Annotated in this window: 15 protein-coding genes; 4 read left to right on the top strand and 11 right to left on the bottom strand. The window is 62.8% G+C overall.

Annotated features, from left to right (window positions below; all coding sequences use genetic code 11):
* Positions 1-54 precede the first annotated feature (54 nt).
* Together AB1286_RS30435 and plcR are read right to left on the bottom strand one after the other, a co-directional pair.
* Positions 55-1,434 carry a pectin acetylesterase-family hydrolase gene (locus AB1286_RS30435; protein WP_430366905.1) on the bottom strand — a complete coding sequence of 460 codons (1,380 nt, stop codon included), beginning with the start codon at positions 1,432-1,434 and terminating at the stop codon, positions 55-57.
* Positions 1,435-1,497: 63 nt separating this feature from the next.
* Positions 1,498-2,205: a phospholipase C accessory protein PlcR gene (plcR, locus tag AB1286_RS30440; protein WP_430366906.1), complete on the bottom strand. Its 708-nt coding sequence runs from the start codon at positions 2,203-2,205 to the stop codon at positions 1,498-1,500.
* Between the two features lie 252 nt (positions 2,206-2,457).
* Here plcR and AB1286_RS30445 point away from each other — a divergent pair, with 252 nt between their 5' ends.
* Positions 2,458-3,030 carry a thioesterase family protein gene (locus tag AB1286_RS30445; RefSeq protein ID WP_430366907.1) on the top strand — a complete coding sequence of 191 codons (573 nt, stop codon included), beginning with the start codon at positions 2,458-2,460 and terminating at the stop codon, positions 3,028-3,030.
* A gap of 41 nt (positions 3,031-3,071) precedes the next feature.
* On the opposite strand, the gene AB1286_RS30450 is transcribed toward AB1286_RS30445, so the two are convergent.
* The 7 genes from AB1286_RS30450 to AB1286_RS30480 form a co-directional block, all read right to left on the bottom strand.
* Positions 3,072-4,508: a virulence factor family protein gene (locus AB1286_RS30450; RefSeq protein WP_430366908.1), complete on the bottom strand. Its 1,437-nt coding sequence runs from the start codon at positions 4,506-4,508 to the stop codon at positions 3,072-3,074.
* A complete protein-coding gene (gene mprF / locus AB1286_RS30455) occupies positions 4,505-7,093 on the bottom strand; it encodes a bifunctional lysylphosphatidylglycerol flippase/synthetase MprF (RefSeq protein ID WP_430366909.1) in 2,589 nt (862 codons plus the stop codon). The genes AB1286_RS30450 and mprF overlap by 4 nt, the downstream gene beginning before the upstream one ends.
* A gap of 287 nt (positions 7,094-7,380) precedes the next feature.
* On the bottom strand, positions 7,381-7,566 hold the full coding sequence (locus tag AB1286_RS30460) for a hypothetical protein (protein ID WP_430366910.1): 186 nt from the start codon (positions 7,564-7,566) through the stop codon (positions 7,381-7,383).
* Between the two features lie 16 nt (positions 7,567-7,582).
* On the bottom strand, positions 7,583-8,869 hold the full coding sequence (locus AB1286_RS30465) for an NYN domain-containing protein (protein WP_430366911.1): 1,287 nt from the start codon (positions 8,867-8,869) through the stop codon (positions 7,583-7,585).
* 87 nt (positions 8,870-8,956) lie between these two features.
* Entirely contained in the window at positions 8,957-10,492 is a 1,536-nt protein-coding gene (locus AB1286_RS30470; RefSeq protein ID WP_430366912.1) for a SulP family inorganic anion transporter, read from the bottom strand.
* Positions 10,493-10,592: 100 nt separating this feature from the next.
* A complete protein-coding gene (locus AB1286_RS30475) occupies positions 10,593-11,219 on the bottom strand; it encodes a carbonic anhydrase (RefSeq protein WP_430366913.1) in 627 nt (208 codons plus the stop codon).
* 155 nt (positions 11,220-11,374) lie between these two features.
* Positions 11,375-12,901, bottom strand: coding sequence for an AMP nucleosidase (locus AB1286_RS30480; protein WP_430366914.1), 1,527 nt, complete (start codon positions 12,899-12,901; stop codon positions 11,375-11,377).
* 153 nt (positions 12,902-13,054) lie between these two features.
* On the opposite strand from AB1286_RS30480, the gene AB1286_RS30485 reads away from it, so the two are divergent.
* The 3 genes from AB1286_RS30485 (at position 13,055) to AB1286_RS30495 (ending at position 15,369) form a co-directional block, all read left to right on the top strand.
* Entirely contained in the window at positions 13,055-13,468 is a 414-nt protein-coding gene (locus AB1286_RS30485; protein WP_430366915.1) for a hypothetical protein, read from the top strand.
* 108 nt (positions 13,469-13,576) lie between these two features.
* The gene (locus AB1286_RS30490; protein WP_430366916.1) at positions 13,577-14,572 is read left to right on the top strand and encodes a homoserine kinase; all 996 of its coding nucleotides are present in this window, start codon (positions 13,577-13,579) and stop codon (positions 14,570-14,572) included.
* A complete protein-coding gene (locus AB1286_RS30495) occupies positions 14,563-15,369 on the top strand; it encodes a BPSS1780 family membrane protein (RefSeq protein WP_430366917.1) in 807 nt (268 codons plus the stop codon). The genes AB1286_RS30490 and AB1286_RS30495 overlap by 10 nt, the downstream gene beginning before the upstream one ends.
* A 39-nt stretch (positions 15,370-15,408) precedes the next feature.
* Here AB1286_RS30495 and AB1286_RS30500 read toward each other — a convergent pair whose 3' ends face one another.
* Positions 15,409-15,585 (bottom strand): DUF3563 family protein, encoded by a 177-nt coding sequence (locus AB1286_RS30500; protein WP_430366918.1) that lies wholly within the window; start codon positions 15,583-15,585, stop codon positions 15,409-15,411.
* A gap of 136 nt (positions 15,586-15,721) precedes the next feature.
* A complete protein-coding gene (locus AB1286_RS30505; RefSeq protein ID WP_430366919.1) occupies positions 15,722-16,867 on the bottom strand; it encodes an extracellular catalytic domain type 1 short-chain-length polyhydroxyalkanoate depolymerase in 1,146 nt (381 codons plus the stop codon).
* Positions 16,868-17,086: the final 219 nt, after the last annotated feature.

The raw sequence follows: 17,086 nt of genomic DNA on the forward strand, positions 1-17,086 counted from the left end.
ATCGGCATCGAGATTCGATGACGTCCCGCCTCGCTTGCCGCGTCACGTCAAAGCTCAGGCCCGGTGCCCCGAGATCGGCCCCGCCTCGCCCGTCAGATTCAGGACGCTGTCTACCCACGCGAGAAACGTCGATAACGTGAAGTCCGACCATTGCTGAGTGCGAAATGCCTTCATTACGGGCGTGGCTGCCGGGTCTTGTTGATTAAGCAAATCGGCAACAAAGGTACCCACGTCGGCATCGATACCGTTTTCGTGAATGCCCGAGCCGGTGAAACTGACTGCCGTGACTTGATGGTTATGCATGAAATCGCCGCGCGCCCAAGGCATGAAATAGCCGAAGTTCGGCAACGGATCGATCGTCTGCTTGAGTCGATTCAATTCGTCGCCGAACATCGCGAGCGAAAGCGCATCCTTGCTCGCATCGTCCGGTGCCGCAATCACCGACGGCACGAACTCGCGATAGTGATAGGCGGCGATAATCGCATCGCGTTGGTAGGTCGTGTAGCCGAATCTATCGTGAGGGAATGTCTTCGCGAGCGCCGCGTAGGCACTGCCCATGTTGTCCGGGTCGAAGTACGGCGACAGCTTGCTGTTGATCGTGATCATGCCGTCGGGACCGTCCATATCCCACTCCGCGCGAACTTTGTCGTATAAGCCTACGGAGGGGTACGTCGACGGGTCGGCGCCGAACGGCGTGTTGAACACCGTCCCGGCGTCGTCGAGCATCGAACTATTCGCTTGAGGCTGCAACATATTGCGCAGCCTGGCGTAGTTGGCGAGCGCACCGTATCCTCCAGCACTCGTCCCGTAGACGAGCAATCGGCTCGGCTGAGCGAAGCCGTGATCGATCAGCCATTGCGCGACCGCCTGCGCGTTCTTCAAGCCGCTGTAGTGCTGGAGACGCGCGTCTCCCGTGGGCGAGGAATAGCTGCGCACCGCGCTGCCCATATGAATGTCGCCGGTGCAATACGGCACGAACACTTGCGTCCAATCCTGCGTCTCGATGCGAGGCTCGCCGATAAGGATGTGCGCAAGATCCATCCGGACCATCAACGGCGAAAGGAGCGACGACATCAAGGTCTCGCTCGCCGTGCCGTTCATGTAGTTCTGCGGAATCCCGTCGGGATTGAAGGCGCCGAGGCCCGCCTCGGGGCCGGTCGTGGCAGTCTCCGTGCACGTGGCATAGTCCCAGCACGCGCCGCCCGGTTGCATCATGTAAAGCATGTTGTTCGATTGCGCGCGATTGATATAGAAGCGCATGGGCGTGCCGTTGCCGCATGAGGCGCCGCTACTTTCCGGCAGCACGACTTCGTACCACGAATAAAACGGAATCGACGGGTCCGGCAATACCGTATCCGAAGCGTGCGCATTTAGCGTGGCGCACGTCAGGATGCCACCGAGGCACAGGCCCTTGAGCCATTTCGATGCAAACATCTCCCCTCCCAGTTCGATTGCTCGACGCAATACCGGCACGTGCGGGTTGCACGCCCCGTGAGTTCAATGCTTGTCGGGTGAAGAAGCGCCGTCGAACAGCCGCACGCGCAGCGCTTGCAAACGTTGCGCGATGACGACTTGTTGTTGCCGCGGATCGGCCACGGTCGCTTGGACCTCACGGAAGATCTCTTGGCTTTGCTGGGCGTATGCGACGTATCGCGGATCCTGCGCCGGCGAGGGGCCGACCGTTTGGCGCGCGTAGGCATCCCACTGGCGGCGCGAGGCTTCAAGGTCGGCGCTGCGCGTGAGGGGATCGGGATCGGCATCCATCAGCAACGCCGCGGTCATCGCCTCCGCCTGCAACGGCAACACCTCGTTGCGGGCCACGTGTTCGGGCAATTCGGCGAGGATTTGGCGCGCCAAGCGCGTCCGATCCGCAGCGCTCATATTTTGCTTGCCGTTGCCGTAGGCAGCCACGAGATCGCGAAATCGGGCGAACGCGACGATGCGTTGCAGTTGCGCTTGCGCATCCGGCCGACCCGCGAGCGCTCGGCGCAGCGCCGCTAGATCGAGCGCACGTTCGGCCGGACCCGGTTCGGCCCGCGTCTCTTTCGCCGGCGATGCCGGCGGCGACGCCATCGGGGCGCCGCTCGCTACAGCGGGAACCTCCGTCGCGGCCAGGGACGACCGTTCATATCGCCACACTGCGACGGCAACGATCACCGCCGCAAGCAGCACCGCTCTCCGCCAAAGCCCTTTCGTTGTTTTCACGCCGAGTCCTTGTGAGCCGCCGTGGATTAGGTCTACGTTTTAGGTCGAAACCCACGCATCGTCAAAATCGGCACTAAGTATTCCACTCTAATTTTCTCTGGCACGACGCGCGATCCGCATAGATGGACAAAGCGTGAATCGATGCATGCCGAATGGGTTTGCATATTTCGCATGAAATATGTCAGTTCCGCATCTACCCGAACACGGCGTGCTTCGATAGAGTTTCGCTCACCCAAAACGCCTATCGCTCCGATGAATCTCTGGTTTCGCCTACTTTTGATGCTGCTGCGCCGGCCTTGGCGACAGCGCGCCGATCCGTTCGAGACGACGTGCATACGCATGCGCGTTTGGCCGACCGATCTCGACCTCAATCGACATGTCACGAACGGCCGCTACTTCACGCTCGCCGATATCGGCCGCATGCATTACGTTCTGCGTACCGGCGCCTTTCGGGTCGCGCTGCGCCATCGCGCGGTGCCGATCGTCGGCGACACATGGGGCAAGTTCCGGCGCGAGCTCAAGCTGTTCGAATCGTTCGAGATTCACACGCGCATGCTGGGCTGGGACGACAAATGGTCGTTCGTCGAGCACCGCTTCGTGCGGCAGGGGCGTGTCGTAGGGGTCGTCGTGATGCGGGGGCTGTTCCGTTCGTCGCAAGGCACGGTATCGCCCCGAGAACTGGCCCGCGAGATGGGGATTGCGTCGGAGCCGCCGGAGATGCCGCGCTGGCTGACGGACTGGTCGGCAAGCTGCGACGAGATGAGCCGCACGCTACGTGAGGAGGAAGGACGGTCTGTTGAGACCGCCCTGAGCGTCTCGGAGTAAGCGAGGAGGAACAGGCCCTAAGGCCTGTCCGGTCGATCGACTTATTGCGTCAGGCGGGTGCCGGCCCCGGCGTGCATCCGCTTTTCCCAACCGGTGAGAATCCGCTGCTCCAGCACGTCGTAGCCATGGCCGAAGTGGTGGCCGCCCGGCGTGCGAATGACTTCCTGAGTCGCGGTCAGCGCAGGGCACAACGTATCGGTTTCGTCCTCGCCGTAGAAGCACTGAACGAGACCGGCGGGAAGACGATCCACAGCCGGCTTCGCCTGCAAGGCCTTATCGCTGGCCGGCATCCCGAGCCAGCCGGTGACGCGAATCTGGAAATCCGCGGCGGGAGCAAAGCCGAGCAGCGAAACGACCGACACCTGGTTGCGTAGCGTCACGGGCAGCAGGTTGTAGGCGAACGGCATGACGTCCGCTCCGAACGAGTAACCGATCAGGGCGAACGACGTGGCATGCCAGCGTGCGCCGTAGGCGCGCAACACGCGGCTCAGATCGCGGCTCACCTGCTCGGGGCTCTTCTCGCTCCAGAAATAGCGCAAGCTGTCCCAACCCACGACCGACACGCCGTCTTTTTGCAATTGCTCGCCGATGGTCTTGTCGAGATCGCGCCATCCGCCGTCGCCCGACATGACGATCGCCAGCATCCCGCGCGGATGTGCGGCGGGCAATTCGACGAGCGGCAAATCGGAGACGTCTTGCTCGCTCACCGTATCGGCTTGCAAGTGCGGCTTGATCAATGCGACGAGTTGGGTCGCGCTCGTCGTCGTAGGCGCGAACATGCGCGGTGACTTGGCCAAGAGGGGCGCCGCCAATGCATCCGCGTTCTTACCGAAGTTGAATCCCGGCGAATCGGCGCCTTCCTTCACGGCCGAGCGCTCGGCCGCTTGCATCGCGGCGATTGCGCTTTGCTTGGTCACGCCGACCTCGACAAAACCGGGCAAGGCGCTGCCGCGACTGATCGTCGGATCGGGGGGGCATTGTGCGAAATCCTGGTCGAGCTTTGCTTGGGCATCGACAGCCGCCGCTCCGGCGATGGTATTCGCGGGCGCCTGTGCGAGCACGTGCAGGGCAAGCGTCGCGCCCTGGCCCGTGCCCGCCATGATCGGCGCGAAGTAGCGATTCGACTTCAACTGACGTTCGAGCTGGTGACTCACCGCTTCCGCATCGCCGTCCAAATGCCGGCAGGTTTTCTCGGCCGCGAGGTTCGCCGCATACCGGCCGGTATCGACGCCCACCGTCAATGCGCCTTGCTCGGCCAATGCATGAGCCGCTTGCGAATCGGCTGCGGTCCAGCCTTTGCCGGCGGAAAACAAGACGACGAAGCCTCGCATCTCGCCTTGCGGCCATTCAACGGTCACCTCGCCGTAACGCCCGCCCGACACATGGGTTTCGGCTGCTTGCGCGCCGATGCAGATGGACGACGCACTCGCCAGCAACGCCAACCATTTGATTGCTTTCAATACTGCGTGAAAAGTCATGAACGGCGGCCCCCCGCCAAAATCGAAAGATCGAGCAATGTCAGAACGGCGCTCGCCCAGCCCGATACCGCCAAATAACGCGGCTCCCAGCCCGGCTGAAACTTGCCCTTAAATGCCCGTAGGCCTTGGAAATTGTAGAAACGACCGCCGAAGCGCCACACGAGCGAACCGAGCTGGTGAAGCGGCGAACCCAGCGGCATCGGCCGAACGCCGGAAAACGGCGCCATGCCGAGACTCAAGTAACGATAGCCCTCGGCCTTCAAGTGCATCGCCAGCTGCACGAACAAGTAATCCATGACGAACGGCGAGGCATCGGCTAAATGCCGCATCACCCCTACCGTCGCCTCGACGTTCAGATCGGTCGTCATGAAAGTCGTGAAGGCGACGGGCACGCCGTCTTGCCGGACCAGCATGACCGACTGCGCCGCAAGATAGGCGTCGCTGAACGCCGCCACCGAAAAGCTTTTTTCTCGCGCGGAACGGCTGTCGAGCCAGCTATCGGAGATGCTGCGCAACTGATCGAGGTGCTCGGGCATCGCCGCCGCGTCGACGACCTCGACCGTGCAGCCGTCGCGCTCGGCGCGACGCATCGAGTAGCGCAAGGCGGCCCGCTTGGGTCCGCTCAAATCGAATTGATCGAGCGCGAGCCGAGCCTCTTCGCCGAGCTTCATCAGCGTCAATCCCGAATCCAAATACAGCGGCAGCGAGTCGGCTCTCACTTGATAAAACGCGGCTCGTCCGCCGTGTTTATGCGCGAGCATAACGAACTTGCGAATCAGCTCCGCCCATTCGGCACGCGGGCCGACGGGATCGTGCAATGCCGCCCAGGTGCGGCCGTGCTTCGCGAACATGAGGAAGGCCTGGCGCGAATCGGAGAACAAGAAGCTCTTATCGCCCATCATGGCCAATCCCGCATCGCTGCGCTCTTGCGAGCGAATGATCCGAACCGCATCGGTCAGATCTTCGGCGCTGGGATGGACGAACCGTCCGGCCGCGGGACGCAGCAGTTGCCAGACGGCAAAAGCCGTGGCGACGAGGCTTGAGGCGAGCATCGCCCGTAGCGAGCGCGAAACGGGGGCATGGAACGCGAACTGCCACCACAAATCGGTCCGGTACGGTACGTTGCGGTAGGCAAAGAACATGACCCACGCCGAACAGATCAGCACGATCGCCACTGAGATCAACCAGCCGGGGGTAAACGGCTCGGCGAACAGCGCCGCGCGCCGGTTGAAGCCGCGATGCGTGAACAACAGCAAAACGAGCAACGCGGCCAGTACGCCAGCCTCGACAAAGGCCAACCCCTTGATGACGGACAACACGAGGCTGATGGCCGTCAACGCAACGCTGAGCCACCATGCCGCATCGAGTCGGCGCAGCAATCCGCGCGAGGCGAACAGCAGCAGCACGCCGAAGACGCCGCTCACCAGTTGCGAGCCTTCGAGGGCCCACAGCGGCACGAGCTGACGCAACAAGGCCAGACGATGCGCGAACGCCGGCGTCGCACTCGACACGATCAGCATCGAGCCCACGACGAACGTGATCAGACATAGAAAGAGCGGCGCGATGCGCTCCACGCTGCGTAGCGGCAGGCGCTTGTGCAATGCCCGGCCTTCATAGGCGATCAGCACGGCGACAGACAACAAGAGCGGCAAGCCGAAATAAACGGCGCGATAGGCCAGCAGTGCGGCGAGCAGCGACGGCGTCGCAATGTCGCCACGCAACGCGAACACCATGACGGATTCGAAAACGCCGACGCCGCCCGGCGTGTGTCCGACGATACCGAGCAGCAAGGACGCCGAATAGACCGCGAGAAAGCTCACGAAACCGGTATGCGTGTCCGGCAGAAACACCCATAAGGCAGCACCGGCACCGACGACGTCGACCACGCCGAAGATGATCTGCGAAACGAGGCTCGACCGGGAAGGGATGTCGAGCGTGACGCGCTCCCAGCGCGTAGCGATCCGTTTGGTCGTGGCGCCACAGCAGACGATCGCCACGGCCAGGGCCACGAGCACCACGATGCTGCCTACGGTCAACGCACGCGGCGTGAGGTGGGTCATCGCCGAGAGCGGCCCGGTATCCAACAGCGCGCCCAACGCGCTGATCAGCAACGTGGCCAAAATCAGCGAGCCGCTGGTCAGCAGCGTCAAGCGACCGACTTGCGACGACGTGACACCGGCAGCGCCGTACACGCGGCAACGCACCGCGCCGCCCGTCAGCGCACCGAAGCCCGCGATATTGCCGAGCGCGGACGCTGCCGTCGCTCCGATCCAAAGCAACGAACGCGGCACCTTGGCGTCGACATGGCGCAAGCCGATTTCATCGCGTGCGACGAGGGCGACAAAGCTCAGCGCCGTCGCGGCAAGCGCGGCGGCCCATCTGCCGGGGCCAATACAGAACAATTGCCGGCTGACGGAGTGGTAGTCGATGCTTTGCGAGATTTTTTGCAGCGCGAGCAGCAACAGCGCACAGATAATGAGCGCAATGGCGGGCGAAACGAGACGCTTATGGTCGATGCGACGCGCTTTCGCGTAGAACGAGGCTACGACTCTCGAGGGACGGTCTCCGTGACTATCGTCTTGCATTTCCTGTAAATCGGTCTTTCTCAGCGGCAACGGAGCGAGTCGTGGCGCCGGCGTCATCGCGCCGTTTATTTATCAGGCCAAGATCGTGGGGACCGCGCCGGGCGATCGATATAGCAACTTGTGATCTCTTACAACGCGGTACGAGCCGATTCGGTTGACGCCTGAACCGACTAAACGAGCGACGAAACGAGGCCGCACGGGGCGCCGGGCTGCCCGCCCGTGCCCCTGCCCGCTCCCGCACGGTGGCGCGACGGACGTGCCGCGGCAATATGTCATCCGTTACATCGTCAAATGAAGGGTTTTCCCTCAATTTGCTCGTAGACGACGGTGCCGTCCTCGGCTTCGAATTTCTCGACGTAATTGCGCGCGCCGCACATGGGGCAGCGGAACAGCAAGCCCTGCCCTTCGTTCTTGACGACTACGTCGGACGGCTCCCACTGGGCCTGACAGCTTTGATTCCTGCAAATCAACACGTTCTACTCTCCCAACTCATTGTTCGTTGCTGGTTTCCACGGGAGCCTTGCGCGCACGGCTCGTTCGCGACGCGGACTTGCGCGAGGCTCTCGCCGGTTTGGCTTGCTCCGCGCCTTGGGGCACAGGCTCGGCCGCTTGGGCCTCGGCTTGCTCCTGCGGCGCGCGAGCGCTATGTGCTTGGGCCTTTTTCGCGGGCGTCTTGCGCGCGCGACGCGGCTTGGGCACCGCCTCCGCCGCCGCCTCGCTGGGCGCTGCCGGCATCGGTGCGGGTTCTTCAAGCGCCACGACGGGCTCGACGTCCGGCTGCGGTGCGACCTCGGGCGACATCTCGGCTCCTACGGCCGGCGCATGGTCCCGCCCTTGTTTGCGCACGCCCTTGCCTTTCTTCCGCCCTTTGTGACCGGCCGTCTCGGGCACCATCCCGTTTTCTTGAGCGCTCAGGTCCTGGGCGCCGTGCCTCGGCGCGTCGGCGACCGGCGCCTGGCTCGGCCGGTAGACGAATGCGCCGGATTTGTCGTCGCGACCAACCTCGAGCAAGCCGCGCGCTTGGGCTTCGTCGAGCAAATTGCCGAACGCGCGGAAGCCGTAATACGACTCGCTGAAATCGGGCTTGCGGCGCTTAATCGCGCTCTTGAGCACCGACGCCCAAATCTTGCCGCTTTCGCCGCGCTCCGACACGAGTGCGTCGAACGTCTCGACGGCGATCGCGATGGCTTTCGCCTTCCGCGATTCCATCTCGGCCTTGGGCTGCTTGTCCTCGTCGGCTGCGCGTTTGGCGGCGGCACTCGCTTCGCGCGCGTCGCGCTTGGCGTTCGCGCGTTGCTGCTCGCGGACGAGGTCGTCGTAAAAAATGAATTCGTCGCAGTTGGCGACCAACAAATCCGACGTCGAATTCTTCACGCCCACGCCGATGACTTTCTTGGCGTTCTCGCGCAGCTTCGAGACGAGCGGCGAGAAATCCGAATCGCCGCTGATGATGACGAACGTATCGACGTGCGACTTCGTATAGCAAAGATCGAGTGCATCGACGACCAGACGGATATCCGCCGAGTTCTTACCCGACTGCCTCACGTGCGGGATTTCGATGAGCTCGAAGCTGGCCTCGTGCATGGACGACTTGAATCCCTTATAGCGATCCCAGTCGCAATAGGCCTTCTTGACGACGATGCTTCCTTTAAGCAGCAACCGCTCCAGCACGGGCTTGATGTCGAATTTCTCGAACTTCGCATCGCGCACGCCGAGCGCGACGTTCTCGAAGTCGCAGAACAGCGCCATGCTGACGCTATCTTGGGGGGAAGCCATAGAGTTCTCCAGCCGATCGGGCGCATTGGCTCGTTAGTTTCAAATTGCGCACATGATAGCTGGTTGCGAGCGGTCGACGGCCACCGGTCATCCCACGGGCGACAACTCCGGCCAGCGCAGCCGCTCCACCGTCACCTGCCGATGAGGCGCATCGCGCACGAACGCATCGATCGCATCGCGAATGTCCGTATCGATGAAATCGGCGCGCTCGGCGTCGATCAGTACCGTCGCGCGCTCGGGAATTTGCGCGAGGCAGCGGGCAAGCATCGGCTTGGCGAAGAACGTCGCATCCTTGCGGACCGAGAGCAAGAAGTAATCGTCATGCCGGGTCAGCACGAACGTGCGAGACAGGCTTGCCTGCATCGCGAACAGCGCGCTCGTCGCAATCCCGATTGCGATGCCGATCAGCAGATCGGTCGCGAGCACACCGATGATGGTTGCAGCAAACGGCACGCATCGCCCGGCGCCTTCGCGCGCCATCTCGATAAATAACCTGGGTTTGGCAAGCTTATAGCCTGTCTGAATCAAAATGGCCGCGAGGCTGGCCAGCGGAATCAGATTCAGCACCGCCGTGAGCACGAACACGCTAGCCAGCAACAGCACACCGTGAATCACGGCCGACATGCGCGTCTGCGCCCCGGCGTGCACATTCGCCGAACTGCGCACGATCACGGCCGTCAGCGGCAGCCCGCCGAACAACGCGGCGACGATGTTGCCCGCGCCTTGCGCCTTCAATTCGCGATCGGGCGAAACGCGCCGGCGCTTCGGATCGATCCGCTCGAGCGCTTCGAGACTGAGCAGCGTTTCCAAGCTCGCGACGATGGCGAGCGTGATCGCAACGCGCCAGACGTCGGGGCTGATCAATTGCGAGAGATCGGGCATCGAGACCGAATTGAGCAGCGCCGCCGGCGAATCGAGCGCGGCGAGCGACACGCGATGCTCGACCGGCACGGCGAGCGACGGCGCGAATCGCTCGAGCACCAATGTGACGCCGATGCCGAGCGCAACGACGGCCAACGGGCCCGGCACGGCGCGCACGAATGCGAAACGCTTGGCTTGCGGCGTTTCCCACGCAAACAGGATCGCAACCGAAACTACGCAAAGCGCGAGTGCGATCGGCAGGATCTCGCCGAACGGCGTCGAGACAGCGGCCGGATGCGCGACACTCCACTCCGCCTCGCCGATGACACCCGCGCCCAGGGGGATCTGCTTGATGATCAGGATGAGGCCGATCGATGCCAGCATCCCTTTGATGACGGCCGCGGGCACGTAGCTCGCGATACGCCCCGCGCGCAGCACGCCGAAGCCGATTTGAAGCGCGCCGGCGATGAGCACGGCGGCGAGAAATGCGGAGAAACTGCCGAGCGAGGCGATCGCCGATACGACGATGACGACGAGCCCCGCGGCCGGCCCGCTGACGCTCAGGTGCGACCCGCTCAGCAGCGCGACGATCAAGCCGCCGACGATGCCCGACACGAGGCCGGCAAACGGCTGCACGCCCGATGCGGTCGCGATGCCGAGGCATAGCGGCAGGGCGACGAGAAAGACGACGATGCCGGCGAATACGTCGTTGCGCAACGTCGACAGCGAAGGAAATAAGTTCGAAGGGGACGAGGTTGACATGGCCTTGCAGAAAGCGAATGGTCGAATGGCGCCGCGCTGCGCAATCTAGGCAGCGGACGAATCGGAAACGAACGTGTGAAGCGTGGCGATGGAGCGCGCGTCAGGCCGCGGCGATCGCCGCTGGCATGGAATCCGGCACGTCGTCGAGATCGGTCAGCGGCGTCAACAACCCTTGCCTCAGCCCGAATACCCAGCCATGCACCGTAGGTCTGACGGGCGCGCTAAGAACGATGGGAGATTCGCGCAACAGCCGAACCTGCTCGACGATGTTCAATTCCACCAAGCGGTCGACGCGGGCTTCGAAATCGTCGATGGCGTTCAGCGTGTCTCGATGGCGGTGCGCGAGTTGACGCAGGCCGGCGATACGCCGATTGACGGCCGGCAACGCGTCGGACGGGGCCGACAGCGCCGCGCGCACGCCGCCGCAATGATGGTGTCCGCAGATGACGATATGCTCGACGCCGAGCGCATGGACGGCGTACTCGACGACGCTCGACGTATTGCCGTCGTCGGACGTGTAAAGATTGGCGATGTTGCGATGAACGAATAGCTCGCCTGGCTGCGCATTCGTAATCCGTTCGGCGGGCACGCGGCTATCCGAGCAACCGATCCAAAGCACCCGCGGTTGCTGGCCTTGGGCTAGTCGTTCGAAAAAACCTGGGTCTCGCGCCGTGGCCTCTTGCGACCAGGCGCGATTCGCGAGCAGCAGCCGCTTCGCGTGATTCATCGATGTCCTCCTGCTGTAGTTCCGGACTGGTGCGGAAGTCATTCTTTCAAATAACTTCCACATTCATTACCACAAGCCTACAGACAAGAGGTTCCAAAAAAAATTCAAAAAAAATGGTTTACCCGCGTAACGACGCACAGGGATAGCCAAATGAATTATTGGAATGCCACTTCCGCGAAACTGCGCAATTTGCGGCTATGCAACCGATCGAGCCCGTTCATTCTCAATAGCTCCATCGCCTTCACCCCGATTTGCAAGTGCTGGTCGACCTGGGCGCGATAGAACTGGTCGGCCATGCCCGGCAACTTGAGTTCGCCGTGGAGGGGTTTGTCCGACACGCACAACAGCGTGCCGTAGGGGACACGGAAGCGAAACCCGTTCGCGGCGATCGTTGCGCTTTCCATATCGAGCGCAATCGCACGGCTTTGCGAAAGCCGCTGAACCGGTTCCCGGTGATCGCGCAACTCCCAGTTGCGGTTATCGACGCTCGCCACGGTACCCGTTCGCATTACGCGCTTCAGTTCAGCCCCCTCGAGCCGAGTGACGTGCGCCACTGCGCGCTCGAGCGCCACCTGAACTTCGGCCAGTGCCGGGATCGGCACCCACAGCGGCAAATCGGCATCGAGCACGTGGTCTTCGCGGACATAGCCATGCGCAAGCACGTAATCGCCGAGCCGCTGCGTGTTGCGCAGCCCCGCGCAGTGCCCGAGCATCACCCAGGCATGCGGCCGCAGCACCGCGATGTGATCGGTGATCGTCTTCGCGTTGGACGGCCCCACGCCAATGTTGATCATCGTGATGCCGCTGCCGTCGGCACGCTTCAAGTGATAAGCCGGCATTTGCGGCAAGCGTGCCGGTACGGTGCCCTCATCGGGCTGCTCGCCCAGGTTCGCGTTGTACGTAATCACGTCGCCCGGCTCGACGAACGAGGTGTACTCGCTTCGATAGGCGCGCAACTCTTCGTCGTCCGTATGCGACATCAACTGCCGACCGAGCTTCGTGAACTCGTCGATGTAAAACTGGTAGTTCGTATAAAGAACGTAGTTTTGGAAATGCGTCGGCGAGGTGGCCGTGTAGTGCTTCAAACGATGCAACGAAAAATCGACGCGCGGCGCCGTGAACAAAGCGAGCGGCAACGGTTCGCCCGGCAACGGTTCGTACGTGCCGTTGACGATACGATCGTCGAGCGCCGCGAGATCGGGGGTATCGAATACGTCGCGCATCGCCATCAAGCGTTCGCGCCCGAGATCGCCCTCGAGGTGAATGCCTTCCGCGAAGGCGAAATGAATGGGGATAGGTTGCTGGGAGACCCCCACCTCGATGGCGACATGATGGTTCTTGGCCAGCAGACGCAATTGCTCGCGATAGTAGTTGCCGAACAAGTCGGGACGCGTCACCGTGGTTTCGAATACCCCCGGCCCCGCGACGAAACCGTATGAGCGGCGCGAGTCGATATGCGTGTTGATTTCGGTCCGCACGCGGATGAACGGATAACACGCCCGCACCCGCTCGCCGAACGGTTCGTTACGGCGGTAGCGCGCGAAGGCGTCGCGCAAAAAGGCCGCATTCGCTTCGTAGATCTCGGATAGCCGCGTAACGGCGTCGGCGGCATCGGCGAATGCCTCGGTCGGAAAATCCGTGGGATGCATCGTACGCGCGTGTTGTGTCAGATCGTTTTTCATCGTTCGTATCGCCTCGTTCGTTGCAACGACATTACCACGAAGCGCCGTCATCCGGCCCTCGCCCGAACGGCCGGTCGCGACGCCCGCTCGTCAGGTCGCAAGCGGCGCCGGGGGCGCATTTGCTAGAATCCAAGGATCTTCCGGAGACCCACCATGAAGCCGTACCTTTCCGCCGCCGTTTGCGCCGCGCTGGCCGTCGCAAGTCTTGCCGCGGCACCGCGCCTCGCGTTCGCGGCTCAAGCCGACGACGCGCAAGCGCGCGAGTCGCAGCGCGCAGCCAACGAGGCGGCCGGCCTGCCCGATCTGACCGAGATTAATCGTCCCGCCGCGCAGGTGTCGTCCAAAGTCGACATCAACGACGTGCCCCGCACGCCGAGCTTCCACGAGAAGAGCCGGAACGGAACCGAGATCACCGAATATCGCGATCGCGGCAAGCCCGTGGAAATCGACGTTCATTCGAACTTCGGCACGCGCTATCAAATGAGCGCGTCGCCCGATACGTCGCCTCAAGTCCATAGCAGCGGCCAACCCAGCACCCGATTGCCGTCGATCAACCTGCACTACTGATCGCCTCGCTCGACCCGCCGCGGCCGGCCTCGCAACGGACCGGCCGCGCGGCGCGCGACCTTAAGGTCGTGCGCCGCTTCCCGTTCAATCGCACCTGAAGTCTTCCGCATGGCCGTCTTTACCGCTGTCAACGAAACCGATCTCGCGCATTGGATGCGCCACTACGATCTCGGCGCTGTCGTCGATTTCCGAGGCATCCCTTCCGGCATCGAAAACAGCAACTTCTTTCTGACGACCACACGCGGCGCCTATGTGCTGACGATTTTCGAGAAATTGACGGCCGAGCAGTTGCCGTTCTATCTCGAGTTGATGCGCCACCTCGCGCATCACGGCGTACCGGTGCCCGACCCGATGCCGCGCACCGACGGCGCGCTGTTCGGCATCTTGCACGGCAAGCCCGCGGCCATCGTCACGAAACTGCCGGGCCAGTGCGAACTGGCGCCAGCGGCGGAGCATTGTGCCGAAGTCGGCCAAATGCTGGCCCGCATGCATCTGGCCGGACGCGACTTCAAGCCGTATCTGCCCAACCTGCGCAGCCTGCCGTGGTGGCAAGACACGGTGCCGCAGGTCCTGCCCTTCCTCGCGGAGCGGCAACGCGAACTGCTGAGCGCCGAACTCGCGCATCAGAGCGCGTTCTTCGCATCGTCCGACTATGCGGCGCTGCCGGGCGGCCCATGCCATTGCGATTTGTTCCGCGACAACGTGCTGTTCGCGCCGGCCGCGCCCGAGACGAATCACACGGTGCGCCTCGGCGGATTCTTCGATTTCTATTTCGCCGGTTGCGACAAGTGGCTGTTCGACGTGGCGGTGACGGTGAACGATTGGTGCGTCGATCTAGCGACGGGCCAACTCGACGATGCGCGCGCGAACGCACTGCTGCGCGCCTATCAAACGGTGCGGCCCTTCACGCCGGAGGAACGGCGTCACTGGCCCGATATGCTCAGAGCGGGGGCCTATCGCTTCTGGGTGTCGCGGTTGTATGACTTTTACTTGCCTCGCGCGGCTGAAATGCTCAAGCCGCACGACCCAACCCATTTCGAACGCATCTTGCGCGAGCGCCTTGCCGGCGTCGCGCCTCTGGATGCGTCAAATACATGCAACTAACTGAAGTTTCCGCAAAGACCGGCTACGTCTGGTACCGGCAAGGTGTTTGGTTGTTTCGTCGCAATCCGCTCGGATTCCTGACGATTTTCTTCACCTACTTGCTTGCGATGTGGGCGATATCGCTGATTCCCGTCGTCGGCGCGGTGCTTCCGCTCGCGCTGATCCCGGGCGTCGCGGTGGGCTTTATGACCGCGTGCCGCGATACGGTTGCGGGCAAGATCGTCTTTCCGACGGTGCTCGTGGATGGGTTTCGGTCTTACGGCGCGCTCGGCGCAATGCGATTGATCGAACTCGGCGGCATGTATTTAGCCGCCATCGCGCTCGTTTTCGCGGGATCCGCGCTCGCCGACGGCGGGGCGCTGTTCAAGCTGATGATGGGCACCGAGCCGGTCGCTGCCGACACGCTCGCGGCGGCGCCGCTCATGAAAGCGATATTCGTCGCGCTCGTTTGCTACGTGCCGGTTGCGATGCTGTTCTGGTTCGCGCCGATATTGACGGCATGGCATGACCTGCCGCCCGTCAAGGCGATGTTCTTCAGCTTCGTGACATGCTGGCGCAACCGAGGCGCCTTCATCGTCTATGGCGTGCTCTGGTTCGCCACGGCCATCGTCGTTTCGATCGGCCTATCGCTGCTCATGAACGCCATCGGCGCAACCGATTATGCCTTCACGGTGCTCTTTCCGGCCTCGATCACGCTGACGACGATGCTGTACTGCTCGTTTTATGCGACGTACCGCGGCTGCTACGGGGTGCAAGAATCCACGCCCGATAACGGCGCCGGAACGACGAGCCTCTAAGGCGAGCCGGCGCGCAAGCGCCGGATCGCTACGCTCAGCTCAGCGCGCGGCTTGCCAGGACGGCTGAACGATCACGGCTTCGCGATCGAGCTTGCGCATGCGGAACTCGAGATCGTAGAGATCGGTAGCTTCGGCGAGGTACGCGTCGTTACGCGCCTTTTGGCGAGCTTCGGCGGTTTGCGTCAGAAGAAGAAACAGGCGGCTGAGCAGGAACATGATGACCTCGTGCGGTAGTAGGTGTTAACACCTAAGCGATAACCCGAATTATAGGGAAAACCCTAGGGTTGCGCTAGCGCTATCCGAGCATGTGGTTTTTCCGCATCAACTCGCCATCCCATTGCCCGGCGACAAGCTAGCGCGCTGCGGCCCGGCGCGCCGTTGCAGAAAGACGCCTGCGGTGATCGCGAAAAAAGGCCCAGATCAACGCACTGGCGTCGGGACCGGCTTCCGAATGGAACGGCACGGCCTCGTCGCCACCGGCCCAAGCGTGGCCGAGGTCGGCGACGCGGCAAACCGTCAGCACGCGGCGGTTGCTCATGAGATAGTCCTCGATCCGCGCCGATCCTTCCTGCGCTTCGAGAGCGGTTCCTGCGACCCAAGCGCCGGCGCGATCGATGAAACCGTTCAAACGCAGGAACGCCAAACCGAGTTGCTCGGCGTTCTTAGGGGCGACGACGCGGTCGGCCTCGCCATGCACCACGATTGCCGGCATGCCTGGGTAACTCGCGACATCGACGATCGCATCGACGAGGGCAACCGGATCGCGCCGTACGCCGCGCCGCATGACGTCCATGGCCGTCATGCCCGAATGGGCTTCGCCCAATGCCGGCGAGGAGTGCAGCGCCACGGCCGCGAATCGCTCCGGGTAATGAAGCGCCAGCAACGAGGCCAAGCCCCCACCGGCGGACAAACCGGCAACATAAACGCGCTCGGGGTCGATGCCGTGATGTGCGATCAGCGAATCGACAAGCGAGACGACCGCGCGCGCTTCGCCCAGTCCGGCCGTATCGCGGTCGTCGTACCAATGCCAACATCGATGCGCGTGCGCATGCTTCGACTGCTCGGGATAGACGACCGCGAAGCCGTTCTCGTCCGCCAGGAGGTTCATACGCGTACCCATCGCGAATTCGTCGATCGTCTGCTTGCAGCCGTGCAGCATGACGACGAGCGGCAAGGCACCCTTGGCTGCCGTCGGCGGAATATATAAGCCGTATGACAAATGGTTGACGAGCCGGCCCGGCACGGGCGGCGCCGAATGGTACGAGCGGGTCCACTGCCCCTTCGTCCAGGCACCGGCGCGCGGGCGCACCCGCGATTGGTGCGGCTCGCGTCCGCCGGGCGCGGCGCGTTCCGCAGTGCGCCGCTTGGGCTCGGCTCGGGGGCGGCGCTTCGGCTTAGACTTCGACGTTTGGCGCAAGAATTCCGCTTGAGCCGCCGGCACGCTGGACATGATGCGTTTGAAACCTTGCAGCCAGAGTTTCGTCAAACTTTTAGTCATTGGACGTGGCTCGCTAAAAAGGGACCGGACGCAGTATTTTGATGCAATGCACAATATACGCTTTTCGCGTCCCGGCGCCTGCGCAACACTCGCACCAAGTGAGATGCGTGCCGCGTACGTCACCGCACGCGCTGCGCCACCCCGGAGCGTCGTGCTCGTTATACTGTCCCTTCACGTTACGCCTGTCGTCGTTTCGAACGGCCCGTGCGTTAAGTAGAG

The organism is Trinickia sp. NRRL B-1857, from assembly GCF_050470685.1.
Lineage (GTDB): Bacteria > Pseudomonadota > Gammaproteobacteria > Burkholderiales > Burkholderiaceae > Trinickia.

Bases quoted from the DNA above. Each gene is read 5' to 3' on its own strand.
- AB1286_RS30490 (WP_430366916.1), top strand. From the start codon at position 13,577: ATGGCCGTCTTTACCGCTGTCAACGAAACCGATCTCGCGCATTGGATG.
- AB1286_RS30470 (WP_430366912.1), bottom strand. From the start codon at position 10,492: ATGTCAACCTCGTCCCCTTCGAACTTATTTCCTTCGCTGTCGACGTTG.
- AB1286_RS30465 (WP_430366911.1), bottom strand. From the start codon at position 8,869: ATGGCTTCCCCCCAAGATAGCGTCAGCATGGCGCTGTTCTGCGACTTC.
- AB1286_RS30475 (WP_430366913.1), bottom strand. From the start codon at position 11,219: ATGAATCACGCGAAGCGGCTGCTGCTCGCGAATCGCGCCTGGTCGCAA.
- AB1286_RS30485 (WP_430366915.1), top strand. From the start codon at position 13,055: ATGAAGCCGTACCTTTCCGCCGCCGTTTGCGCCGCGCTGGCCGTCGCA.
- AB1286_RS30435 (WP_430366905.1), bottom strand. From the start codon at position 1,434: ATGTTTGCATCGAAATGGCTCAAGGGCCTGTGCCTCGGTGGCATCCTG.
- AB1286_RS30495 (WP_430366917.1), top strand. From the start codon at position 14,563: ATGCAACTAACTGAAGTTTCCGCAAAGACCGGCTACGTCTGGTACCGG.
- AB1286_RS30445 (WP_430366907.1), top strand. From the start codon at position 2,458: ATGAATCTCTGGTTTCGCCTACTTTTGATGCTGCTGCGCCGGCCTTGG.
- AB1286_RS30500 (WP_430366918.1), bottom strand. From the start codon at position 15,585: ATGTTCCTGCTCAGCCGCCTGTTTCTTCTTCTGACGCAAACCGCCGAA.
- mprF (WP_430366909.1), bottom strand. From the start codon at position 7,093: ATGCAAGACGATAGTCACGGAGACCGTCCCTCGAGAGTCGTAGCCTCG.
- AB1286_RS30480 (WP_430366914.1), bottom strand. From the start codon at position 12,901: ATGAAAAACGATCTGACACAACACGCGCGTACGATGCATCCCACGGAT.
- AB1286_RS30450 (WP_430366908.1), bottom strand. From the start codon at position 4,508: ATGACTTTTCACGCAGTATTGAAAGCAATCAAATGGTTGGCGTTGCTG.
- AB1286_RS30505 (WP_430366919.1), bottom strand. From the start codon at position 16,867: ATGACTAAAAGTTTGACGAAACTCTGGCTGCAAGGTTTCAAACGCATC.